The 23,118-nt window shown below is 72.9% G+C and carries 19 protein-coding genes and 1 pseudogene; 6 read left to right on the top strand and 14 right to left on the bottom strand.

Annotation, left to right across the window (positions count from 1 at the left end; translation table 11 throughout):
- Complete coding sequence (locus ACFXGI_RS12500; RefSeq protein ID WP_384705377.1) at positions 1-774, top strand: class I SAM-dependent methyltransferase; 774 nt, start codon at positions 1-3, stop codon at positions 772-774.
- 104 nt (positions 775-878) lie between these two features.
- On the opposite strand, the gene ACFXGI_RS12495 is transcribed toward ACFXGI_RS12500, so the two are convergent.
- From ACFXGI_RS12495 to ACFXGI_RS12480, 4 genes and pseudogenes are all read right to left on the bottom strand, one after another.
- Entirely contained in the window at positions 879-2,168 is a 1,290-nt protein-coding gene (locus ACFXGI_RS12495; protein WP_384705376.1) for a serine hydrolase domain-containing protein, read from the bottom strand.
- Between the two features lie 130 nt (positions 2,169-2,298).
- On the bottom strand, positions 2,299-3,252 hold the full coding sequence (locus ACFXGI_RS12490) for a WD40 repeat domain-containing protein (RefSeq protein ID WP_384705484.1): 954 nt from the start codon (positions 3,250-3,252) through the stop codon (positions 2,299-2,301).
- Positions 3,253-3,355: 103 nt separating this feature from the next.
- Positions 3,356-6,181 (bottom strand): annotated as a pseudogene (locus tag ACFXGI_RS12485) (helix-turn-helix domain-containing protein); the annotation flags it as partial.
- Positions 6,182-6,343: 162 nt separating this feature from the next.
- Positions 6,344-6,700 (bottom strand): hypothetical protein, encoded by a 357-nt coding sequence (locus tag ACFXGI_RS12480; RefSeq protein ID WP_384705375.1) that lies wholly within the window; start codon positions 6,698-6,700, stop codon positions 6,344-6,346.
- Positions 6,701-7,058: 358 nt separating this feature from the next.
- On the opposite strand from ACFXGI_RS12480, the gene ACFXGI_RS12475 reads away from it, so the two are divergent.
- Together ACFXGI_RS12475 and ACFXGI_RS12470 are read left to right on the top strand one after the other, a co-directional pair.
- A complete protein-coding gene (locus ACFXGI_RS12475) occupies positions 7,059-9,173 on the top strand; it encodes a SpoIIE family protein phosphatase (protein ID WP_384705374.1) in 2,115 nt (704 codons plus the stop codon).
- 60 nt (positions 9,174-9,233) lie between these two features.
- Positions 9,234-10,244, top strand: coding sequence for an endonuclease/exonuclease/phosphatase family protein (locus ACFXGI_RS12470; RefSeq protein ID WP_384705373.1), 1,011 nt, complete (start codon positions 9,234-9,236; stop codon positions 10,242-10,244).
- On the opposite strand, the gene ACFXGI_RS12465 is transcribed toward ACFXGI_RS12470, so the two are convergent.
- From ACFXGI_RS12465 to ACFXGI_RS12455, 3 genes are read right to left on the bottom strand one after another with little or no spacing between them, the layout of a single operon-like run.
- Positions 10,213-11,082 carry a RimK family alpha-L-glutamate ligase gene (locus ACFXGI_RS12465; RefSeq protein WP_384705372.1) on the bottom strand — a complete coding sequence of 290 codons (870 nt, stop codon included), beginning with the start codon at positions 11,080-11,082 and terminating at the stop codon, positions 10,213-10,215. The genes ACFXGI_RS12470 and ACFXGI_RS12465 overlap by 32 nt on opposite strands.
- On the bottom strand, positions 11,082-11,396 hold the full coding sequence (locus ACFXGI_RS12460; RefSeq protein WP_384705371.1) for a MazG-like family protein: 315 nt from the start codon (positions 11,394-11,396) through the stop codon (positions 11,082-11,084). The genes ACFXGI_RS12465 and ACFXGI_RS12460 overlap by 1 nt, the downstream gene beginning before the upstream one ends.
- A 44-nt stretch (positions 11,397-11,440) precedes the next feature.
- Positions 11,441-11,884 (bottom strand): nuclear transport factor 2 family protein, encoded by a 444-nt coding sequence (locus ACFXGI_RS12455; RefSeq protein WP_384705370.1) that lies wholly within the window; start codon positions 11,882-11,884, stop codon positions 11,441-11,443.
- A 101-nt stretch (positions 11,885-11,985) separates the two neighbouring features.
- On the opposite strand from ACFXGI_RS12455, the gene ACFXGI_RS12450 reads away from it, so the two are divergent.
- Together ACFXGI_RS12450 and ACFXGI_RS12445 are read left to right on the top strand one after the other, a co-directional pair.
- A complete protein-coding gene (locus ACFXGI_RS12450) occupies positions 11,986-12,555 on the top strand; it encodes a PadR family transcriptional regulator (RefSeq protein ID WP_384705369.1) in 570 nt (189 codons plus the stop codon).
- A complete protein-coding gene (locus ACFXGI_RS12445) occupies positions 12,542-13,318 on the top strand; it encodes an SGNH/GDSL hydrolase family protein (protein ID WP_384705368.1) in 777 nt (258 codons plus the stop codon). Before ACFXGI_RS12450 ends, ACFXGI_RS12445 begins: the two co-directional genes overlap by 14 nt.
- Before the next feature lie 4 nt (positions 13,319-13,322).
- Here the strand turns inward: ACFXGI_RS12445 and ACFXGI_RS12440 are convergent, their stop codons facing one another.
- From ACFXGI_RS12440 to ACFXGI_RS12415, 6 genes are all read right to left on the bottom strand, one after another.
- Positions 13,323-14,513, bottom strand: coding sequence for a low temperature requirement protein A (locus ACFXGI_RS12440; protein WP_384705367.1), 1,191 nt, complete (start codon positions 14,511-14,513; stop codon positions 13,323-13,325).
- A gap of 64 nt (positions 14,514-14,577) precedes the next feature.
- Complete coding sequence (locus ACFXGI_RS12435; protein ID WP_384705366.1) at positions 14,578-16,575, bottom strand: hypothetical protein; 1,998 nt, start codon at positions 16,573-16,575, stop codon at positions 14,578-14,580.
- 90 nt (positions 16,576-16,665) lie between these two features.
- Positions 16,666-17,418, bottom strand: coding sequence for a hypothetical protein (locus ACFXGI_RS12430; RefSeq protein WP_384705365.1), 753 nt, complete (start codon positions 17,416-17,418; stop codon positions 16,666-16,668).
- Positions 17,419-17,461: 43 nt separating this feature from the next.
- Positions 17,462-17,830, bottom strand: coding sequence for a hypothetical protein (locus tag ACFXGI_RS12425; RefSeq protein WP_384705364.1), 369 nt, complete (start codon positions 17,828-17,830; stop codon positions 17,462-17,464).
- Positions 17,831-17,907: 77 nt separating this feature from the next.
- Positions 17,908-18,615 carry an aspartate/glutamate racemase family protein gene (locus ACFXGI_RS12420; RefSeq protein WP_384705363.1) on the bottom strand — a complete coding sequence of 236 codons (708 nt, stop codon included), beginning with the start codon at positions 18,613-18,615 and terminating at the stop codon, positions 17,908-17,910.
- A 14-nt stretch (positions 18,616-18,629) separates the two neighbouring features.
- Positions 18,630-18,878: a hypothetical protein gene (locus tag ACFXGI_RS12415; protein ID WP_384705362.1), complete on the bottom strand. Its 249-nt coding sequence runs from the start codon at positions 18,876-18,878 to the stop codon at positions 18,630-18,632.
- A 948-nt stretch (positions 18,879-19,826) separates the two neighbouring features.
- Between ACFXGI_RS12415 and ACFXGI_RS12410 the strand changes: the two genes are divergently transcribed.
- Positions 19,827-22,094 (top strand): HelD family protein, encoded by a 2,268-nt coding sequence (locus tag ACFXGI_RS12410; RefSeq protein WP_384705361.1) that lies wholly within the window; start codon positions 19,827-19,829, stop codon positions 22,092-22,094.
- Between the two features lie 22 nt (positions 22,095-22,116).
- Here ACFXGI_RS12410 and ACFXGI_RS12405 read toward each other — a convergent pair whose 3' ends face one another.
- A complete protein-coding gene (locus ACFXGI_RS12405) occupies positions 22,117-23,034 on the bottom strand; it encodes a helix-turn-helix domain-containing protein (protein WP_384705360.1) in 918 nt (305 codons plus the stop codon).
- Positions 23,035-23,118 lie beyond the last annotated feature (84 nt).

The raw sequence follows: 23,118 nt of genomic DNA, 5'->3' as shown, positions 1-23,118 counted from the left end.
GTGGCAACCAAGAAGAACCTCGTCGCCAACCGCACCACCCTCACCCACAAGGTCCGCTACGCGGCACGCAACCCCGCGCGCATCGGCCCGTACGTCCGCCGGGCCGCCCGCGACAGCTGGCTGCGGCTCAAGCACCCCGACCACGTGGGCTACTACCGCGCGGTCATGGCCTCCGACACCGCCCGCAACCCCGAGGCCGCCGTCGGCAGCCAGACCCACGACCGCTGGCTGGCCCTCGGCAGGATGCAGTTCGACTACCTCGTGGAGCACGGCCTCACCCCGCACCACACGATGCTGGACATCGGCTGCGGCAACCTGCGCGCCGGATGGCGGTTCATCGAGCACCTCGACCCCGGCCACTACTACGGGATCGACATCTCGCCCGACATCCTCATATCCGCCAAGCAGACCCTGGCCCGCCAGGAGCTCCAGGGCAAGCTGCCGCACCTCACGCTCACGCAGGACCTCACCCTGGACTTCCTGCCCGACGCGTACTTCGACGTCGTGCACGCCCACAGCGTGTTCTCCCACTCGCCGATCGAGATCATCGAGGAGTGCTTCGCCCACGTCGGCCGCATCCTGGCCCCGGGCGGCTTCTTCGACTTCACCTTCGACCGCACCGAGGGCACCGAGCACCAGGTCCTGCGGGAGGACTTCTACTACCGCACGCAGACCCTCGTCGGCCTCGCGGCCCGGCACGGGCTGAAGGCCCGGTTCATGGAGGACTGGGAGCGCTTCGGCCACGGCCAGTCCAAGATCCGCGTCACGGCCTGAACGGCTCACGGCCTGAACCGCGTCACCGCCCGAACCGCCTCATCGCCCGAACCACGGCCCGTGCCGCCCGGTGGAAATCCGCCGGGCGGCGCGGGCCGCAGGGGTCAGCGAGAGCCGCGCTCCGCCAGGTCCTGCTCGGCCGGGGCGGCGGTCAGCGCCGGGAGCAGCGCGAAGCTGCGCTGGGCGGGAGCCGCCGAGGGGCCGGCCGCCGGGGTCTTCTTCCCGCAGAACGCGCCTTCGAGCGTGCCGCCCAGGGCCGTGTTCGCCGCGCCCTTGTTCGAGGTGTTCGCCACCGCGGCCAGGCTGCGCTTGCCGTCACGGGTGGCGAAGGCGTACGTGTAGAAGCCCTGCACCGTGCCGGTGTGCCCGTACACCGAGGTACCGCACGACAGGTCGTAGCGGCGCAGGCCCAGACCGTAGAAGCGGGAGTTCGCGGCGTCCGTCGGGGTCATGGTGAGCATGGCGTCCAGCGTGGCCGGCTTCAGCAGCTTGCCGCCGAGCAGCGCGGACATGAAGGTGTTCAGGTCGGCCGCGTTCGAGATCATCGCGCCGGCCGACTGCGCCCAGGACACCGTCTGCTCGGTGGAGTCGACCAGCGGCGCGCCCGCCTCGTCCGGGTGCAGGTAGCCGTGCAGGTGCGCGCCCTTGATCTCCGTCGAGGGGTGGACGTAAGAGGTGTTCTTCAGCTTCAGCGGCTTGATGATGCGGCGCTCGTACTCCTTGGCCACACCGTGGCCGGTGGCCTTCTCGATGAGCATGCCGACGACCACGAAGTTGGTGTTGGAGTACTGGTACGAGACGCCCGGCTCGGTCGTGCGCGGCTCGCGCAGCGAGAGGGCGACCAGCTCCTGGTAGGTGAAGACCTTGTTCCGGACGGCCTCGAAGCCGGGCACGGTCTTGTCGAACATGGCGTTCGTGTAGTCCGACAACCCGCTGCGGTGGGTGAGCAGATGACGGACCGTGATCCGGTCGTCGGGCAGCAGGCCGGGCAGGTACTGGTTGACGGGGGCGTCCAGGCTGATCTTGCCCTCGTCCACCAGCTGCAGCAGGACGACGCTGGAGAACGACTTGGTGACGCTGCCGATGCGGAAGCGGCCGTTCAGGTCCATGGCCGCGCCCGTGGTGCGGTCCTGGACGCCCACGGCACTGGTCAGCGGGGCACCGGAACCGGTGATGCGGACCATGGCGCCGGGCGCCCCGACCGCGGTGGTGTTCTTCAACGCCTGCGTCACGGCGTCCATGTCGGGCATCGGCGCGGGCGCGGCGGCGGTCTGCGCCGACGGGGCGGCGAACGGGTTCGCGGCCGCGTGGGCGGCGGTCGCCGGCACCGCTGCGGCCACGACGGCGAGCAGGGCGGCACTGAGAGTCAGGCGTCGGTCGAAAGGCAGGCGCACGGTGTTCCTCAACTACGGGATGACGGGAAGAGTTTCGCTTTCACAGCCGTGAACTCGCCGCCGCGGGGCGGTCAAGTCCGCGGGCTGTGATCGTACGTGCCCACCGGGGGCGCCTCGCGCACCCGCCGCCTCAGAACGTGCAGGCAGGGGCGCTTTTCAGCCACTCGGTGCCCGCGCGCACTCCGCAGATCTCCACCAGCCGCGCACCCGGATCCGGGTTCCACAGCCGTACCGTGCCGTCATTGCTGCTGCTCGCCACCGTCCGCCCGTCGGGGGAGAACACCACGCCCCACACCGCGCTCGTGTGGCCCGTCAGGGCCGCCCACAGACGTCTTCCGGCCACCTCCCACAGCCGCACCGTACGGTCGTTGCCGCTGCTGGCCAGCCACCGGCCGTCGGGGGAGAAGGCGACGGCCCGGACGGAGCCGGTGTGACCCGACAGCACCGCTGCGGTCCCGGCGCCGAACCGCCGCGCGTCCCACAGGCGTACGGTGCCGTCGTTGCCGCTGCTCGCCAGCGTCCGCCCGTCCGGGCTGAAGGCGACCGCCCGTACCGCGCCCGTGTGACCGGTCAGCGTGGCCAGCGGCCGCCGCCCGGGCACGTCCCACAGGCGTACGGTCAGATCGTCGCCGGCGCTCGCGAGGGTGCGGCCGTCCGGGCTGAACGCCACGTCGTTCGCGAAGTCCGTGTGCCCCGCGAGCGTGCCCAGAGCCGTACGGGAGGCCACGTCCCAGAGCCGGACCGTCCGGTCCGAACCGGCCGAGGCCAGCAGCCGCCCGTCGGGGGAGAAGGCCACCGCGTAGACGATCCCGCCGTGCCCGGTGAGCGTGCCGAGCGCCGTACGGGAGGCCACGTCCCAGAGCCGGACCGTCCCGTCGGAGCCCGCCGAGGCCAGCAGCCGCCCGTCGGGGGAGAAGGCCACCGAGAACACCGTCCCGGTGTGGCCCTCGAGCGTCCCGGCCACCCGCCTCCCGGCCACCTCCCACAGCCGCACCGTGTGATCGGCGTCCGCGGTCGCCAGCAGCTTCCCGTCCGGGCTGTACGCGGCATGCCAGAACTCCGTGAACGGGCGTGCGGCCAGCACCGGACCGCGCAGGTCCCAGAGCACCACCGACTGGTCGAAGGCCGCTGGCCAGCATCGCGCCGCCCGGGTCCACCGCGACCCCGAGCACGTAGTCGGTGTGCCCGGCCAGCGTCGCGACCGGCCGGCCGCCGCGCACGTCCCACAGCCGGGTGGTGCCGTCGCCGCCCGCACTGACGACCGTGGCGCCGTCCGGGGTGTAGGCGACCGCGTTGATGTCGTCGTTGTGCCCGGACAGCGCCATCGTCGTACGGCGTCCGGCCACGTCCCACAGCCGCAGGGTCCGGTCGACGCCCCCGGAGGCCACGCTCCGCCCGTCCGGCGCGAAGGCGACCCCCAGCACCTCGCCGGTGTGCCCCGCGAGCACGGCGAGCTGACGGGCCGCCACCGGATCCCACAGCCGTACGGTCTGGTCGGAACCCGCCGACACCAGCGTCCTGCCGTCCGGTGCGTACGCCAGCGCGTTGACCCTCCCGGTGTGGCCGGTCAGCTCGGTCACGGCCGACCCGCCGCCCTTGGGATCGCACAGCCGGACCGTCCCGTCGGCGCCCGCGACGGCGAGCGTGTGCCCGTCGGGAGCGAAGGCCACCGCCCGGGCGTCGGTCGTCTGCGCGGGGAGCACCGCGACGCGGTGCCCGTCCGTGTCCCAGACCCGGACCGGACCTTCCGTGGACGTCGCCGCGAGCAGCCCGCCGTCCGGCCCGAACGCGATCGCGCGCACCCGGCCCGGCATCGTCAAGGTCGCCGTCGTCCGCCGGTCCGCCATGCGCCGCAGCAGTACCCTGCCGTCGGAACCGGCGCTCGCCAGCAGCCCCTTCCCGCTCCCCGGGGCGAACGCCACCGCGTTGACCGGGCCGCCGTGCCCGCCGAGCCGGGCGAGGAACGGCTGGGACTGCGTGCTCAGCAGCGCGCCCCGCGACTCGGGGTTCGCCTCCGTGCGGTACGCCTCCTCGGCGAGCCGCATCGAGGCCTCGGGCTGACCGGCGGCGAGGGCGGTGGACCGGACGGCGAGGGCCTGCGCACGGGCGGTGCGCTCCTGGCCGAGCGCGCCCGCCCGCTGCTGGTACGCCACCGCCCCGGCGGCCAGGGCCAGGACCAGCAGGACGCCGAGCAGGGCCAGCATCCGCTGCCGGATCCGGACCTGGCGCCGGGCCTGCGCCCGCCGGGCGTCCTCCGCCGCCCGGCTCGCGTCGAGGAAGGCCGCCTCCCGGGGGCCGGGCCGGCTCCGGCCGTCGAGCTCGCCGGCCCAGGCGAGGGCGGCCCCGAGCCGGCTCCCGCGGTACAGGACGGACGGGTCGCGGTCCTCGCGCTCCCACTCCTCGGCGGCGTGGGCCAGTTGCCGGTGGACCAGCAGGCCGTCCCGGTCGGCGTGGATCCAGCCGCGCAGCCGCGGCCAGGCGTGCAGCAGGGCCTCGTGGGTGATCTCGACGGTGTCGCTGTCCAGCGTGATCAGCCGGGCCCGGACGAACGCGTCGAGGGCCTGCGCCGCGCCGTCCGCGTCGGCGAGCTGCTCCATCAGCCCGGTTCGGGCCATGCGGCGACGTGTCGCCCCCGCGCCGTCGGCGACATGGACCAGCGCCACCAGGATGCGGCGGATCGTCCGCTGCTCCCGCGGGTACAGGCGGGCGAACACGCTCTCGGCGGTGTGCGCGACGGCGCCCTGGATGCCGCCGGTGTCCTCGTACCCCGCGACGGTCAGGGTGGTCCCGGTGCGGCGCTGCCAGGTGGCCATCAGCGCGTGGGACACCAGCGGCAGCGCACCCGATGGCGTGTCACCGGGCCCGGCCGCCGGGGCGGTGGCGGCCGCCGCGGGCTCCTCGCGCAAGCCGGCGTCGCGCAGCAGCAGTTGGACCAGCCCCGGTTCGAGGGTGAGCCCGGCGAGCTCCGCAGGGCGGGTGATCGACTCGCGCAGTTCGGGGACGGACATCGGGGGGAGGACGAACAGCCCGTCGGTGCAGGCCGCGGCCAGTTCGGGCAGGTCCAGGCAGCTGCCGGTGAAGTCGGCGCGTACGCCGAGCACCACGACGGCCGGATCGGGCGTCGCAGGCTCCGGCCCCGCCGTGGCCAGGGTGCACAGGACGTGGACGAACGCGCGCCGCTCGTCCTTGTCGGAGCAGAGGGTGAAGAGTTCCTCGAACTGGTCGACGAGCAGCACCGGCCGTACGCAGGACGGCCGGTGCTCCCCGGCCGGGTCCGGGGCGTCGTCCGCCAGGCTCTGGACGGCCTCGAGCAGCCGCCGGGGCCGGTCGCGCAGCTCCCGTACGGTGATGCCGAGACCGCCGCCCAGCACCTTCGCGGTGCGGTCCAGCAGCTCCTGGAGCGGATGCGCGGTCGGGGTGAACCGTACGACCGGCCACCCGTCGGCTCCCGCCATCGGGAACCCGCCGATGCGCCGCAGGGCCGGTACGAGACCGGCGCTGAGCAGGGAGGACTTGCCGGCCCCCGACCGGCCGACGAGCACCAGCGGACCCCCGCCGATCCGGTCGAAGACCCGCTCGACCAGGGCGGCGGTCACCCGGTCGCGACCGAAGAACCAGCCCGCGTCGCGCGTGGTGAACGCGGCGAGGCCGCGGTAGGGGCACTCGCCGGCAGACCGCGGCTGCCCGGCCGGTGCGGCGGTGCGGGGCCTCGGCACCTCGGCCTCCGGGACCAGTTGGAGGAGCGCGCCCCCGGCCTCCAGCACCCGGTCGCAGCGCAGCGCGACATCGTGGGTGACGCGCTTGGCGCCGGTCTCGATCTTGCTCAGGTAGCCCTTGCTGTAGTGCGTGCGACGGGCCAGGTCGGCCAGCGACAGACCGCGCTGCACCCGCAGCCGCCGCAACTGGGCGGGAAAGGCCGCGGCGGCTCCGGCGGCCCCGAGTGGATCGGGCTCGTGATCGGTGTGGTGATCGGTGTCGCGTCCGCGGTCCGGGTCCCCCACGGCATCCCCCATGGCGCAGCACGCCCAGGTTGTGAGATGGAACGTCCCAGGCTACCGCGGGGGTCGGACGGCGGAACGCGCGTCGGGTCGGCGTGGCGGAAAACGCGGAGCACAGCGGCCTTCCGGGGCCGCCGGGGGAGCGGCGGACCCGGAAGGCCGCGAACGGGTGCCCGGTCAGGGGCGATTGAGGGTGATGGAGTTGATCGGCCCGAGGTCCGCGTAGACGCCCGTGCCCTGGGCGATGGGGGACCCGCAGTTCTTGCCGTCGTAGCCGGTGCACAGGCTCGCGGTGGCCCCGCCGTACTGGTTGTTGAGGACCCAGTGGCGTCCGTACTGGTTGCTCAGGTTGTGTGCTCCGTAGCTGGTGAAGATGTGGGTCGGCTTCACGGCCGGGTTCTGGTCCTGCGGGTAGACGCAGACCGACCCGTACGGACAGCCGGCCCAGTCGTCGGCGGGCCTGGCGTCGGCCGGGCCGCTCAGTGCCACGACGGCCGCCGCGGCGGTGGCGAGCGCGGCGGTGGCGCGGATCATCTTGCGCATCATGTCCCCCTGTTGGGTTGCCTCGGTGTTGACGCCGGGAGGTCGGGGTGTCGTGTCGTCCCGTCCCGTCGTTCCGGCGTGCTGACGCCTTCAGCCTTGCCCCGAGGTCCGCGGGGGTCGACGGGTTTCCCGTCGCCCGTCGGCGGGGCCGATCGGGAAACCCTCGCTGACCTGCACGGTCGCCGGACCGCGGGCAACCGTCACCGGAGGTCACCGGCCGGCTCTCGTCCGGCGTCGTGATGTCCTCCTCCCCGATGGCGGGCAGAATTGAAGAGGCAGCCCGTGTCCGCCGTGCGGGCGCCGGTCAGCCACGCGCGCGAGCGAGACGCGCGCAGAAGGGGGCCTGCCGATGCCATCGGACCGGCTGGGGGACGCGGACGATCCCGGCCCGATCCGGTCCGAACCGGGGTCCTTGCTGGAACACGTGGTGGTGGCCGTCTTCGGCATCGACGACGAGGACCGGGTCTGCTACTGGGGCCCCGGCGCGCGGAACCTCTTCGGCCACGAGGCCGGATCGGTGCTGACCCGGCCCGCCGCCGTCCTCTTCCCCGAGCCGGCCCCCGGCGAGGGCCCCGGCGGAGCCGCCCACCTGGCAGAGCGCGCCCGGACCCTCGGCTACTGGCGCGTACGGCTGCCCGCGCTCCACCGGGACGGCTCGGTGTTCGACTGCGGCTTCCGGGTCTTCCCGATGACCGGGGCCACCGGCGCCTCCGTGGTCATCGGGCTGGCGAGCCGGGGCGACGAACTGGACCGGGTGAAGACCAACCTGTCCTTCCTCGACGCCCTCTTCGAGACCTGCCCCATCGGCCTGGTCATGCTGGACGAGGAGCTGCGCTACGTCCACCTCAACCAGGCCCTGGCCGACATGGACGGGGTCCCGCCCGACGAGCACCTGGGCCGCCGGATGGCGGACATCATGATCACCGCGGACGGTGGGGAGTACCAACGCATGCTGCGTTCCGTGGCCGATGAGGGCCGGACCGTGATCGGCGCCCTCGTGGGCCTGCGCACACCGGGCCGCCCGGACCGCGACCAGGTGCGCTCGGTCAGCTTCTTCCCGCTGACGGGCGCGGGTGACACACGGCGCGGGGTGGGCGGACTGCTGCTGGACGTCACCGACCGCGAGCGGGCCATCCTGGAGGCGACGGCCGCCCGCCAGCGCCTTGCCCTGCTCGACCGGGCGGCGGCCGGCATCGGCACCACCCTGGACCTGAACACCACCGCGCGCGAGCTGGTCGACGCGGTCGTCCCGGAGTTCTGCGACGCCAGCGTCGTCGAACTCGTGGAGTGGATGGACGAGACCGAGGCGTTCGACCCGGCGCTGCCGGTGGCCACCCGCCGGATCGCCTCCGGCACCACCCTGCCCGAGCCGGCCGTGCAGCTCGTCAGCGGCCTGGAGGAGGTCACGTACCCGCCCGGCTCCCACACCCACCAGATGCTGAGCACGGGCCGTCCGCTCTGCTTCACGGTCGACCAGGACTTCGCGACCCGGACCGTCGTCCACCAGCAGCGCGCGCAGCTGCTGCTGGACAGCGGGCTGACCTGCATCCTCATGGCACCGCTCATCGCCCGCGGTACGGTGCAGGGCATCGCCATGTTCGGCCGCTCCGGCGCCCGCCCGGCCTTCGCCGAGGCGGACCTCGGGCTCGCCGGTGAACTGGCCTCCCGGGCCGCGCTGTGCCTGGACAACGCCCGGCTGTACGGCAAGGTCAGGGACATCGCGCTCACCCTTCAGCGGGCCCTGCTGCCCAGTGCCCCGGCGGCGGGCCCGTACGTGGACATCAGCCACCGCTACCTTCCCGGCAGCCGCGGCACCGAGGTCGGCGGCGACTGGTACGACGCGATCACCCTGCCCGACGACCGGGTGGCCCTCGTCGTCGGCGACGTGATGGGACACGGGGTCCCGGCCGCCGCGGCCATGGGGCGGCTGCGGATCACCGCGAAGACGCTCGCCCGTCACACGGCCGAGCCCGCCGCCCTGGTCGAGGAACTCGACGCCTGCGCGCAGGAGGCCGGCATCGAGTGGGCGACCTTCCTCTACCTGCTGTACGACCCCCACACCGGCCGCGCCACCATCGCCAACGCCGGTCATCCGCCGCCGCTGGTACGGCACCGGGACGGGACCGTGCACGCCGTCGACGACGTGCTCGGGGTGCCGCTCGGGGTGGGCGGCGTACCGTACCGGTCGATCGAGGTCGAGATTCCCGAGGGCGCCACCGTGGCCCTGTACACCGACGGCCTCGTCGAGGCCCGGGGCCAGGACATCGACACCGGCATCGACGCCCTGCGCGACCAGCTGCGCGCGCCCCTCGGCTCGCTGGAGGAGGGGGCCGACCGGATCCTCGCCAACCTGCTGCCCGACGCGGCGACGGACGACACGGTCCTGGTCCTCGCCCGGATCGGTGCGGTTCCCGGCCGCCCGCCGGGTGCGGGAACCGGATCACCGCCCCGGGCGTCGTCCTAGTCTGCGGCGCGGGAGGCGGAACGCGGCGCGGGACGCGGGGCGGATCGGGAGCAGGGGCGCGTGGGCGAGCAGGGGGCGGGGCGGGGGCCTTGGGGACGGCTTCGGCGAGGGCCGCAGCAGTGGGCGTGGCGCGGGCGGGGACGCGTCCTGACGGGGCTCGCGGTCCTCGTGGCCTGCCTGCTGGTCTGCCACGGAGCGGTGCCCGATGGGCTGCCCGGCCGTCCCGGCAGCCTGCTCGAAACGTTCCTGCCCTGGCTGGGCCTCGCCGTCCCGGTCCTCGCGGCCCTGGCACTGCTGCGCCGCTCGGCCGTGGCCGCACTCGCGGCGCTGCTGCCCGCCGCCGCCTGGCTCGGGCTCTTCGGCGGCCACCTGCTCCCCGGCGAGGACCGGGCCCCCGATCTCCTCGCCGTCCAGCACAACGTCAGCGACGAGAACCCCGATCCGGCGGGCACCGCACGCGCCCTGGCCGCCACTCGCGCCGATCTCCTCGCCCTGGAGGAGCTGACGCCCGCCGCAGTGCCGCGGTACGCGGCGGCGCTGGCGCCGCAGTACCCGTACCACGCGGTGGTGGGCACGGTCGGGCTCTGGTCGAAGCACCCGCTCGAGGACGTGCGGCCGGTGGACATCAGACCCGCCGGCGTCGGCGAGGACTGGAACCGCGCACTGCGGGCCACCGTCCGCACGCCGCGGGGCGAAGTCGCCGTGTACGTGGCGCACCTGCCCTCCCTGCGGCTCAGCCCGGCGCACGGGTTCGGATCCGCACGCCGCGACGAGAGCGCCGCACGGCTCGGCGCCGCGATCGCCGCCGAGCCGGCGGACCCGCTGATCCTGCTCGGGGACCTCAACGGCACCGTCGACGACCGCGGGCTGGAACCCGTCACCTCGCGCATGGACCCGCCGAGCCGCGACTTCGCGTTCAGCTGGCCCGCTTCGCTGCCGCTGGCCCGGATCGACCAGGTCCTGACCCGCTCGGCGACCGTCACGCGGATCCGGTCGCTGCCCGCGACGGGCAGCGACCACCTCCCCGTCGCCGCCCACCTCACATGGCCCGCTCCAGCACCAGGTCGGTGAACCGCTGCAGCCCGTGCTCGGCGTGGCCCATGAAGAGGTTGGGCTCCACGAGCTCCAGCTCCATCACGACCGGCGCCCCGTCGTCCGACGTCGCGATGTCCACGCGCGCGTACAGCAGCGCCCCGGACCCCGGTACGGCCGCCAGCGCGGCACCGGCCAGGGCCAGTTCGGCCGCGGACGGCCGGTACGGCACCAGATCCGGATGCGGGACGCGGCCGTTGTCGACGATCCCGACGTCGGTCAGCACCGGCCCCTTGCGAATCGCGTGGCTGAAGGCGCCGCCGAGGAAGACGAGTGCCCGTTCGCCCTCGTCGATCCGCGACAGGTATGGCTGCACCATCGCGGTCGCTCCGGCCGCGTGGAGCCCCGCGATGTGCCCGGCCGCCGCCTCGTGGTGCCGCTCCGCGTAGCGCGCGGTGTCGCGGGCGCCGGCGGAGACGGCCGGCTTGACGACGAACTGTCCGTCCCCGGGCAGGACGACGGCCTCGCCGGGGGCGATGAACCGGGTCGGCACGACGGGGACGCCGCGGCCGGCGAGCTCCCCGAGGTAGCGCTTGTCGGTGTTCCAGCGCACCAGAGCGGCCGGATTGTCGAGCCGCGTCGTACCCTGCACCGCGTCGGCCCAGGCCAGGTACTCCGGCCACCGCGCGGCGTAGTCCCAGGTGGACCTGATGACCACGGCGGCGCACCGCGACCAGTCGAAGTCCCGGGCGTCCCAGGCCGCCGCCACGGCGTCGACCCCGCGGGCGCGCAGCGCTTCGATCATCAGAGGCAGGTCGGCGTCCCAGGCCAGGCCCGGCTCCGAGGTGGCCAGGGCCACCCGCGTCGTGGCGGCCATCAGCAGTTCCCCGTCCCTTCGACGCGCTGCAGCACGCCCCGTTCGTCCCGTGCGTAGACGCGGTCACGGTTCTTGGCCAGCTTCCGCTCCACCTCGGACTCCAGGTCGACGCCGTTCATCTCGGCGAGCGCCGCGAGGTACAGGAACACGTCCGCGAGCTCCTCGCCGAAGTCGGGCAGTTTCCTGCGCCAGGCGGTGAAGGCCTCCCCGACCTCGGCCGTCAGCAGCCCGAACTCCAGGGGCACGTCCGTGGTGTTGAAGCCCTTGGCGAGCTTGTTGTCCCAGGCGAGCTGCTGGGCCGAGCGGATGTCCACCGGTTCCTCCGGGCGTGCGTACGGGCGCTGGCTGCCCCGGCAGCCTAACGACCGGCGCCTCCCCCGGCCGGGGCAGGGGCCAGGCCGTCCGCGACCAGGCCGGCGAGGACCGCCTCGCCCAGGGCGTGCACCGCGGACTGCGGCCGGACCATCACCGTGAACTCCTTGATCCGGCCGTCCTCGGCGAAGTGGACCAGGTCGATGCCGTGGATCGCCTTGCCGCCCACCGTGGCCCGGAACAGCAGGACCTCCGACGGGGCCACGGAGCCGTCGACGCTCGTCTCGGCGCTGCCGGTGTATTGGCCGACGTAGCGGAAGTCCTCGAAGGTGCGCAGCAGCACCCCGAAGAGCCCCAGCACCATCGGCCGCCCCTCGAACGGCGTGAACTTCACCGGGCTGTACAGGCGCACGTCCTCGGTGAACAGGGCCTCCAGGGCGGCGAGGTCACGGCTGTCGACGGCGGCGCGGAAGCGGTCTGCTGCGGTCACGGCATCTCCCTGAGAGTCTTCTACTCATCAATGTGATTAGTCAGTTTCTTGAGTATCATGCGGGGAGCGTCCGTGCACAGAGGCGAGAAGGAGGCGATCCGATGGCTTTGCGCCACGCCGTACTGGCGGCGCTGCTGGACGAGGAGCTGAGCGGGTACCAACTGGCGAAGGCCTTCGACCTCGGCGTCGCGAACTTCTGGCACGCCCTCCCGCAGCAGCTCTACGCCGAGCTGACCCGGCTGGAGAAGGACGGGCTGATCGCGGGCCGGGAAGTGGTCCAGGACACCCGGCCCAACAAGCGCCTGTTCACCGTCACCGACGCCGGGCTCGCCGAGCTGGACCGGTTCACCGCTGCCGCCACCAGGCCCTCCTCCATCCGCGACGACCTCATCGTGATGGTCCAGGCGGCCGACCACGTGGACACCGCGACGCTCGTCGCGCAGCTCACCGAGCGCGCCGCCTTCGCCCGGGCCAAGGTCGACCTGTTCGGCGGCCTGCTGCGCACCATGCGCGGCGACCGCTCCGAAGAGGAGTTCCTGCGCTGCGGTGAGCGCATCGGCCCGTACCTGACCTGCCTGCGCGGTCTCGCCTTCGAGCGGGGCAACCGCGACTGGTGCGAGCGTACGATCGCGGTCCTGCGGGAGCGGGAGGCGGCCCGTGCCGCGCGCTGAGCACCCGTACCTGCGGTACGTGGCCCTGGGGGACAGCCAGACCGAGGGCCTCGGGGACGGCGACGACACCACCGGCCTGCGGGGGCTGGCCGACCGCCTCGCCGAGCACCTCGCGCTCCACAGCCCCGGCCTGCGGTACGCCAACCTGGCCGTCCGCGGCCGCCTCGCCGGGCAGGTCCGCGCCGAGCAGCTCGCACCGGCCCTCGCGCTGCGCCCGGACCTCGCGACCGTGGTCGCCGGGGTCAACGACATCCTCCGGCCGCGGTTCGACGCCGACGAGGTCGCCGGCCACCTGGAGGCGATGTTCGGCGCGCTCACCGCCCAGGGCGCCCGGGTCCTCACCATGACCTTCCCGGACCTGGCGCGGATCACCCCGCTCGCCCGGCCGCTCTCCCCGCGGGTGAGCGACCTCAACGACCGGATCCGCGCGGCCGCCGCCCGGCAGGACGTGGTCGTCGTCGAGACGGGACACCACCCGGTGGTCACCGACCCCAGGCTGTGGAGCGCGGACCGGCTGCACGCCGGCCCGCTCGGCCACGAGCGGATCGCCGCCGCGCTCGCGGACGCCCTCGGCCTGCCGGGCAGCGACGACTCCTGGACGCACCCGCTCCCCCCGGACGGGGCGCCCCGGTCCACCGTCGCCGCCGAACTGCGCTGGGCCGCCGCGTTCCTGGGCCCCTGGCTCGGCAGGCGGCTGCGCGGCCGCTCCTCCGGGGACGCCCGCACGGCCAAGCGCCCGGAGCTCCTCCCGGTACTGGCGTAAGGGCTCAGGGGGTCGCCGCCGCCGCGAGGCGGTGGCGCTGCAGCTTGCGCGCGTAGAAGAGGTGCGCGATCGCCTCGGCGGCCAGGAGGAGCACCACCAGCCAGGGCGCGAGGTGGCCGGCGGCCCAGACCACGAGCAGCGGGACGCCGATGCCGGGAACGGCCCAGACGGCGACGGCGGCCGGCGGGCGGCCGTAGCGCAGCGCGATGCCCGCGTGGGCCGCGTGGTACATGGCCAGTCCGCCGGCCAGCACCCACACCGCACCGGTCGGCAGATGGGCGTGGTCGGCCTCCTCGACGGCGGTGGCCAGCCCGGCCGCCATGCACAGGACGCCGGCGGTGACGAAGAAGTGCAGGAAGCCGCCCACGTCGCGGGCGAGCAGGTAGGCCTGCCGGTCGTCGGCCCTCGCGAGCATCAGCTCGGCCGAGGTCGAACCGAAGTCGAAGTACGACCACCAGAGGGCGGCGAGGAGTACGAAACCCAGGACGCCGACGACCCCGGCCCGCGGGGTCCAGGCGTGGTCGGCCGAGGTCACCAGCGCGATCACGGACTCGCCGAGCACGATGATGACGAACAGGCCGACCCGCTCGACGATGTGCCCGGTGTCCAGCCGGGCGGGGAGCCCGCGGCCGCGCGCGCTGAGCAGCAGCGCCATCTCGGCGGCGATGAGCACCGCCCACGCGACGTACTGCCAGGGCGCGGGCACCGCGGCGGAGGCGGCCCACAGCAGGCCCGAGGCCAGGCAGTAGCTCAGCGGGCGCCAGCGCGGGACGCGCAGGGGCTCGGGGTACCGGGTGGCCGGCCACCACAGCCCGAGCAGCACCAGCCGGGTGCCGGCGTACCCGAGGGCATAGACGGAACCGCGGTCCGTGTCGGCCTCGGGCACGGCGCAGGCCATGACGGCGATGCAGAGCATGGCGGACAGCATGAGCAGCCGGCGGCGGGGCCTGTTGTCGACGAAGAGGTTCGCCGAGACCATGAGGTTGATCCACAGCCACCAGGGCGGGAAGTAGAGCCCCAGGAACACGGCGAAGTCGCGGAGGCTCGGATCGCCGTGCAGCCCGTGCGAGAGCTGGGCGGCGAGCGCGACGAAGACGAGGTCGAAGAAGAGCTCGAGCCAGTCGGCGTGCCGTCCCTCCTGCTGGTGGCCGGCGTTGTCCGGCTCCGCGTCCGCTCCCGACTGAGGTGTGCCCATGGGTCCGCCCGGGTCCGTGCCGCCGCCCTCGCGGCCTGCTTGCCCGTATGACATCACGGTGTGACTAATCAAGGGTGAGTGACGCGGCACGGGCCGGCAGGTCCCGGCGGCGTCCGGCGGCGGAGGCCAGCAGTACGCAGGTGGTGGCGAGGCACACGGCGAAGGAGGACACGGTGAGCGACAGGGACACCGCCGGAGTGCGCACCGAGAGGGCGGAGGTCGCCAGCAGGGCGGCGACCATGCCCGTGGCGTTGATCAGGTTGAGCCGGCGGCTCGCGTACGCGTGCAGGACCTCGGCGCTGCCGGAGGGATGCTGACGCCGGTTCTGGATCTGTTCCAGGAGGCTGGCCATGACCACGGCGACGGGGATCACGCCGGACCACTCGGCGTACTCCACGAAGAGCTCCAGGATCGTCGCGGCCAGGCAGACCAGCAGGCAGAGCAGGTTGACCCAGGTGACGCGGCGGACGTCCTTGCGGCGCGGCAGGTAGTACAGCCGGAGCTTGGTGATCCCGACCCGGTGGGACCCCTCCCCGGAGGGTCCCTCGCCCTCCGCGAAGTCCCCGAAGCTGACGTCGAACTGCTCCGGCAGTCCCTGGGGGGTCCCGTCGTCCCAGTCGGACGGGGCGAGGACCGGTTCGACGGCCCACCGCGGGTCGGACGTCGTGATGCCGGCCAGCTCGACCCCTTCGGGTGTGGGGACGGTCAGCTGGTTGCGGGCCTCGGTCGGCAGGCAGAGGTCCAGCTCCGCCGATACGCCGAGCAGCCCGTGGCGGCGCAGGACGCATTTTCCGTCGTAGCCGTAGTGCAGCCGCGGGGAGGTGCCGTAGGCGGTGTCCAACTCGGCGACCAGCGGCAGGTGGCGGGTGGCCGCGCGGATCCGGGCGCCCAGGTCGCCGCCCGTGACCTCGATGGCCCTCTCCAGCAGCGTCGCGACGGTCTCGTGCTGGCGGCTCTGCACGGCGGAGCCGAGGGCGAGGGAGATCTCCCGGTGCGAGGCGTGCACCTCGACGCCGCGTCCGCGTCCGGCGTCGCCGCCGGTGCGGGCAGGGCCGGTGTCGGAGGCGTCCCCGCCCTCGTCCGCGAGCCAGTACGAGACCGCGTTCGCGATGTACGACTGCACCTCGACCCGCTTCAGCGAGGGCACCACTCCGCCGTTCGCGTCCCGGATGTCGAGCTTGTCCAGCGTCTCGCCGTAGACCCACGGGAAGATGTCGATCACCGCGCGGGTGTCCTGGGTGCCGGAGGCGTACAGCGTCGAGGTGATCGAGTGGGAAGCCTTGCGCCGGCCGACCACCTCGACCACGTGGTCGCGGAGCATGACGGTGTGCGGGAAGTGCGCGAACTCCTCCGCGACGGACAGGCTCGCGGACACCTGCGGCATGCCCCGCCGCTCCGGGCGCCGCCCGGCCTCCAGGGCCAGCGCCGCCGTCAGGGTGGGGGCCGGGGCCTGGCGTTCGCTGTAGTACGTGACCAGGTCGCGGGCGAGCCTGCCGATCCGCGCGGCGGCCAGGTCGCGCGGGGGCCGGAAACCGGCCAGCAGCCCGTCCAGCCGTACGATCGCCCGGCCGTCGACCTCCGCCTGCGCGGCCAGGATCAGCGCGACGGACCGTACGACCTCCGCCAGCAGGGTCAGTTCGCGGGTGTCCGCCCCGGACCTGAGCGCTGCGGCCGCCGCCCGGCTCGCGGCTTCCGGATGGCCGGCGAGCAGGGCCGTGTGGGAGAAGGCTGCCAGCCGGCTCAGGGCCCGGTCCGGATTGGAACAGGCCAGGTGGTGGACCTGTTCGACGTACCAGCCGATCTTTTCGGTGTTGAACGGGTCGAGCGGCTGGAAGTAGTAGGCGGCGGCCAGCCGGTGCGCCCGTCTGAGTGTCGCGTCCTCCTCCTCGCCGAGCCGGTCGAGCAGGTCCTTGCGCAGCAGGGGACCCAGCCGGAACTCCTCGGTCGCGGCCATGGGGCGGGCCTCGATCACGGGCAGCCGTACGAGCGGCCCGCTGTCGGCCGGCACTCCGAGCGCATCGGCGGTGTATTCGACGATGTCCGGATCGAACCAGTCGTACACGCAGAGGTGTTCGAGCAGCGAGCGCCGGGCGGGCGGCAGCGCCGCGAACGTACCGCGGATGCGGCGCAGGACGAGGTCCGTGTCCAGGGGTCAGCCCTCCCGGGTGAAGTGGGACAGGAACTCCGAGATCGCCGAAGGCAGCCCGTCCAGTCTGCTGCACAGCTCCTCGGCGGACCCCTTGAGCTCGTCGAGGCCGGCCAGGTCGATCCACTCCTGGACGGTCGTGGCGTCGAACGGCGGCAGGATCAGGTTCCGGACGGCGCCAGCGTAGGGGTGCGAGAGGCTGGGGACGCTCCGCCCGGCGAGGAAGACGGTGATGCGGCGGGTGGCCAGCAGGTCCGGCAGGAAGCCGGTGCTGATCCAGCTCTGCAGCGGGGGCTCGCAGCGGTCGAAGCCGTCCAGGACCACGATCGGGCCGGAGCCGGGATCGGCCGCCGACTCCGCCAGACGCGCGACGAGTTCGTCACTCATGGCCGAGTTCTGCGTCTCGCGGTCGGCGTTGACGCTCAGGGCGATGTCGAGGTGCGAGCGGTTCATCGACATCCCCTGGAAGTTCACCGTCGGCACCTCGCCGTAGCGCTGCTTGAGCGCGCGGAAGGAGTCCATGCGGATGCCCTGCCCGGATGCCTGCCGGTATATGTGGTTCAGCACGTCGAACGTCGCCCACGTGGTGGCGAGGTCGACGTAGCAGACCGTGCTGTCACCGTGCCGCCGGTGGACCTCGATGAGCAGCGCGGTCTTGCCGATTCCCTCGTCGCCCTCGAAGAACAGGGCCCGGTGCGAGGCGCCGTCGCCGATCACGCGCGCGGCGTGCGCCAGTTGCTCGACGCGGTCTACGTGCACGCTGTCTTCCCCCCCGGAAGTCCCCTGAGCGCTGCCGGCCGGATCAGCTGGTGGGCTGCCCGGTGCCGGTGCCGGTGCCGGTGCCGGCACCAGGTCCGGTGCCGGGTCCCGTTGCGGGGTCGGGCTCGGGGTCGTCGTCCTTGCGCACGACGATCCAGCTGTCCTTGACCTTGGTGTCCACGATCCCGACCTTGCCGCCCTTGACCGTGCTGACCAGGGACTTCAGGATCTTGGAGCGCTTCGTGTGCACGGCCTGATCGGCCGGGTCCGCCTCGGGGGCGGCCTCGACGGCGACGCCCCACAGCCGCAGCCGGAGCTTCTTGATCCGGTGGCGCATGGACCACAGGACGAGGCCCAGTACCACCACGACGACTGCGGCCACGGCGGCCTGCTGCCAGTTCTCGACGACCACGCCTACCCCCCTCGGTTGGCTTGACAGCGCCGAATGATGGCACGGGGCGGACTGCTCGATTCCGAGCACCGATGGATTCAGGCCATGTGCGGATGCGTCGAAAGGGCGGCCTCGACCGCGGCCTCGGCATGGATGCGTGCGGTCGGGAAGACGGGTACGGGGCTGTCCCCGGCGCCGATGAGCAGCTCGATCTCGGTGCAGCCGAGGATGATCCCCTGGGCTCCGGCGGCCACGAGCCCCTCGATGACGTGCTGGTAGGCGGCGCGGGACTCCTCGCGGACGATGCCGAGGCACAGCTCCTCGTAGATCACCCGGTGTACGAGCGCCCGCCCCTCGGGGTCGGGGACGCGGACCTCCAGCCCGCTCGCCGCGAGTCGGCCACGGTAGAACTCCTGCTCCATCGTGAACGCGGTGCCCAACAGGCCGACGCGCGTCAGCCCCGCCGCCTTCACGGCATCGGCGGTGGCGTCGGCGAGGTGCAGCAGCGGCACCGAGATGCCCGCCTGGACCCGGTCGGCGACCTTGTGCATGGTGTTGGTGCAGATGAGGACGAGATCCGCCCCGGCCGCTTCCAGCCGCCGGGCTGCCGCCGCCAACACCTCGCCGGCCTCGGCCCACCGCCCTTCGGCCTGCAGCCGCTCGATCTCCGCGAAGTCCACGGAGTACAGCACGCACCGGGCCGAATGCAGCCCTCCGAGCCGGTCGCGCGTGAGCTCGTTCAACAGCCGGTAGTACTCGGCGGTCGACTCCCAGCTCATTCCTCCGAGCAGTCCGATCGTTTTCATAAGCACGGAAGGTATCAGAGGAGATTTCCATAAGTATTGCTTTGATATGTGGAAAGGGAGGACGCCCAGGCGCCCTTGGGGGTCTGGAACGTGCCGTCGGACGCTGGCGCGAAGGTGTGCATTCCATCGCTGCCGTCGCCGAAGTCGTACCAGTCGGCCATGTCGCTGCTGCCGTCCTTGGTGTAGTCGTGGCGGATGGAGCTGCCACTGGACCACGTTTCAGGAGTGAGCTGGCGCCGCCGCCGGTGGTGGTGGAGTCCCACATCATGGGGGTGGAGGCGGGGAAGACGCTCTGTCCGGCGGGGTTGACGGCGTTGATCAGGCCGGTCGTCGTTTCGGTGGAGACGTTCAGGCCGACGGTGTCGAGCTTGAACTTCAGTGTCGCGAGGTCGGGGTGCTGGGCGGCGGGAATTTTGACGACCAGGAGCTGGGAGAAGCCCTCGACTTCGGCTTTGAGTTGCAGGTCCACGTCGGGCAGGACGTGCGCGTAGGTGGCGACGTTTCCGGCGAGGGTGGGCTTGGGTAGTGCCTTGGGCCAGGTCAGGGACAGGGTCCGGCCGTCTCGGACAGGTGATTGGCCAGGGAGCCGACGGAATCGAGCGCGCGGCGGACTGCAGGGACGCCGGCCCGGGACCTGCTTCGCCGGTCGGCGGCCCCCGTGCTTCCGCCGCCGGTGCCCGGGGGTCCGGGCGTCGGCGGCGGAAGGTCGTGGTCGTGGTTCGGGGGCTGGTCACCCCCGCTGTCAGGACTCCGCGGATCCCTCCCGCATGACGTCTTGGAAGGCCGTCATACACGGCATGCAGTGGTGGTCCGTTTCTGCGTTGCCTCCCGGTTGGAGGGGGCGGCCGCACAGGGTGGCCCGGCGGTCACGGGCGACGACGTGCCATACGAGGCCAGGCCCTGTGGCCGCCTCACCGACCTGCATTTCATACATGAGAGTGCTCCATGTGGTGGACAGCTCTGTGTATCCACCAAAGCAGTGCATGGCGCCGAAAGCCTGACGGGTGAGCCGTCCGGGTGACATCCGCCCACCCGGCTCGTTCATTTGTGCGATGCGTGTGGCCTGGGCTCCGGGATGCAAAAATACCCCGGACCAATTGACGGCCGGGGTATTCGTCTGCGTATATTTGATGTTTCACGCCCTGATGAAAGCAAGGCATGAAGAAGCTTTACGGGGACATCGTATCGGGTCGGGAGTGGAATTGTCAACCATGGAATTCCGTAATGAGCAGCAATTCATCGACGAGCTCTATGCGCGCCTGGACGGCCTGCGTGACCAGGCCGAACAAGCCGTGCAGCAGGCGCTGTCGGGGGCGGGCACCGGGTTTCAGGCGCGGCTGGAGCGGGATGTGGTCGTCGCCGAGCAGTCCGGTCTGCTTTCCGCGCTGAACGCCGGCGAGAACGGTCTGTGTTTCGGCCGTCTCGAGTTCTCGGACGGTCAGGATCGCCACATCGGCCGTATCGGAATCAGGCAGGACGACGCGGACCGCACCCCCCTCGTCCTCGACTGGCGGGCCGAGGTGGCACGCCCGTTCTACCTCGCCACGGGGCATTTCCCGATGGGTCTGCGCCGGCGCCGCCACATCACCACCCGCGGCCGCGAGGTCACGGCCCTGCACGACGAGATCCTCGACCTCGCCGACACCGAGCGCACCGGCCACGAGGGGGCGGACGCCGACGCCGTGCTGCTCGCCGCGCTCGACGCCGCCCGCACCGGCCGCATGCACGACATCGTCCAGACCATCCAGGCCGAGCAGGACCGCATCATCCGCTCGCCCCACCGCGGCGTACTGGTGGTGGAGGGCGGCCCGGGAACCGGGAAGACCGCGGTCGCCCTGCACCGGGCCGCCTTCCTCCTCTACGCCCACCGCGAGCTGCTCGCCAAGCGCGGCGTGCTGATCGTCGGACCGAACCCGGCGTTCCTCGGCTACATCGGCGAGGTGCTCCCCTCCCTCGGCGAGACCGGCGTCCTGCTCTCCACCCTCGGCGAGCTGTTCCCCGGCATCCGCGCGACCGGCACCGACCGGCCCGGCGCCGCCGCCGTGAAGGGCCGCGCCGAGATGGCCGACGTGCTCGCCCTCGTCGTACGCGACCGGCAGGCGCTGCCGGAGACCGTCCCCGCCGGCTGCGGCGAGGACAGCGCCGTGCTCCCGGAGCCGGCCCTGGAGATCGACCACGACGACCACGGCACCCTGCGGCTCGACCGGACCATGGCGTACGAGGCCCGCGACCGGGCCCGTGCCACCGGGCTGCCGCACAACCTGGCCCGCCCGTACTTCGCCTTCCGGATCATCGACTCCCTCACGCAGCAGCTCGCCGACCGGCTCGGCGCCGATCCGTACGGCGGCCCCAACCTGCTCGGCGCCGACGACATCGCGCAGCTCGGCAAGGAGATCGCGACCAGCGCCGAGGTGCACGCCGCGATCGACAGCCTCTGGCCGCCCCTCACGCCCCGGCAGCTCATCGCCGACTTCCTCGCCGAACCCACCCATCTCCCGCCCGGCGAAGCCGAGTTGATCCGTCGCACGACGGACGACTGGACGCCCGCCGACATCCCCTTGCTCGACGAGGCCGCCGAGCTCCTCGGCTTCGACGACAGCGCGGAGCGCGCCGCCGAGGAGCGTGAACGACAAGAGCGCATCGCGTACGCGCAAGGCGTCCTGGACCTGTCGCAGGGCTCGGAGAGTTACGAATTCGAGGACATGGAGAACGAGTTCCTCGCCGCGCACGACATCATCGACGCCGAACGGATGGCGGAGCGGCAGGAGGAGGCCGACCACCGCAGCGCGGCCGAGCGGGCCGCCGCCGACCGTACCTGGGCCTTCGGACACGTCATCGTGGACGAGGCCCAGGAACTGTCCGAGATGGCCTGGCGGTTGCTGATGCGGCGCTGTCCCACCCGGTCCATGACGCTGGTGGGCGACCCGGCCCAGACCGGCGACGAGGCAGGCTGCGGATCGTGGAAGCGGATCCTGGACCCGTACGTCGGCGACCGCTTCGAGCTGGTCCGCCTCGGCGTCAACTACCGCACGCCCGCCGAGATCATGGACCTGGCGGCCGCCGTGCTCCGGGCCCGCCACCCCGGATTCGAGCCGCCGAGCTCGGTGCGGTCCACGGGGCAGCGGCCCTGGGTGCGGGAGGCGGACGACCTCCCCGGCGCGGTCGCGGACGCGGTGCGCGAGGGTGCTCCGGCCGAGGCGCGGGGCGGCCGGCTGGCGGTGATCGCGCCGCGCCCGCTGCACGGGGCTCTGGCGGCCGCGCTGCCCGGCGTACGGGCGGGGGAGGAGCCGGACCTCACCCGGCCGGTCGTCCTGCTGGACCCGCGCCAGGCCAAGGGGCTGGAATTCGACTCGGTGATCGTCGTGGAGCCCGCGGACCACGAGCCGAGCGACCTGTACGTCGCCCTGACCCGGGCCACGCAGACCCTCGGGGTGCTGCACACGGGCCGGCTGCCGGAGGGGCTGGCCGAACAGCCCTAGGGAGTGGGGAGGGCGGGGTGTGTCAGACCGTGGCCGGCGCGAGGAGTTCCAGCGGCTCCGGCGGCGCCAGGGGCTCCGGCCGCCGGCGGCGGTCCATGAGCTCCAGCCCCGCCAGCCGCTCCAGGCCCGCCCGGCTCGCCTCGTCCACCGGCACCATCGTCACGAGGCGCGCGCCCGCCGCCGGCCCGAGCCACAGGTTGGTGTGCTCCAGGTGCAGCAGACCGACGTGCGCGTTGCGGACGTACTTGGTCTTGGCGCCCAGGCCGAGCACCTCGTGCCGTGCCCACAGCTCCCGGAACTCCGGCGACTGCGCCTCCAGCCGCGCCAGCAGGGCCTTCCAGGCCGGCTCGGCGAGGTGTTCCGCCATCGCCGCCCGGAACTTGGCCACGATCGTGCGGTTGACCTCGGCGACGTCGGCCATCGACGCCCGCCAGTCCGCGTTCGTGAACGCCAGCCACAGGCAGTTGCGGTCCTCGGGCGGCAGCGCGTCCAGGTCGCACAGCAGCCGTCCGTAGGCGGAGTTGTAGGCGAGGATGTCGTACCGGCTGTTCTGGATGCAGGCCGGGATCGGTCCGAGCTGGTCGAGCATCGCCCGCAGCGCCGGGGTCACGCTGGGACACGGCGCGTGCGGGGCCGGATCGAGGCTGCCGGCCAGCGCGAACAGGTGCGTACGCTCGCTGGCGTCCAGCAGCAGCGCGCGCGCCAGGGCGTCCAGGACCTGTGGGGACACCTGGATCTCGCGGGCCTGCTCCAGCCAGGTGTACCAGGTGACACCGACAGCGGAGAGCTGGGCGACCTCCTCGCGGCGCAGCCCCGGGGTGCGCCGGCGGCGGCCGCGCGGCAGCCCCATCTGCTCCGGGGTGATCCGCTCCCGGCGGCTGCGCAGGAATTCGGCGAGCTCGTGCCGGCGTACGTCGCTGTCGGAGGCAACAGTGGTCATGGAACCAGGGTGCCGCACCGCTCATCCCGTTGCCAGGTATTCCTTGTACCAGGATAAGAAGACTCTGGTACCAGGCTGAGCGTG

Origin of the sequence: Streptomyces sp. NPDC059355 (assembly GCF_042752335.1) — a bacterium.
In the GTDB taxonomy this organism is placed as follows: Bacteria; Actinomycetota; Actinomycetes; order Streptomycetales; family Streptomycetaceae; genus Streptomyces.
This window is presented reverse-complemented; position numbering and strand designations above follow the sequence as displayed.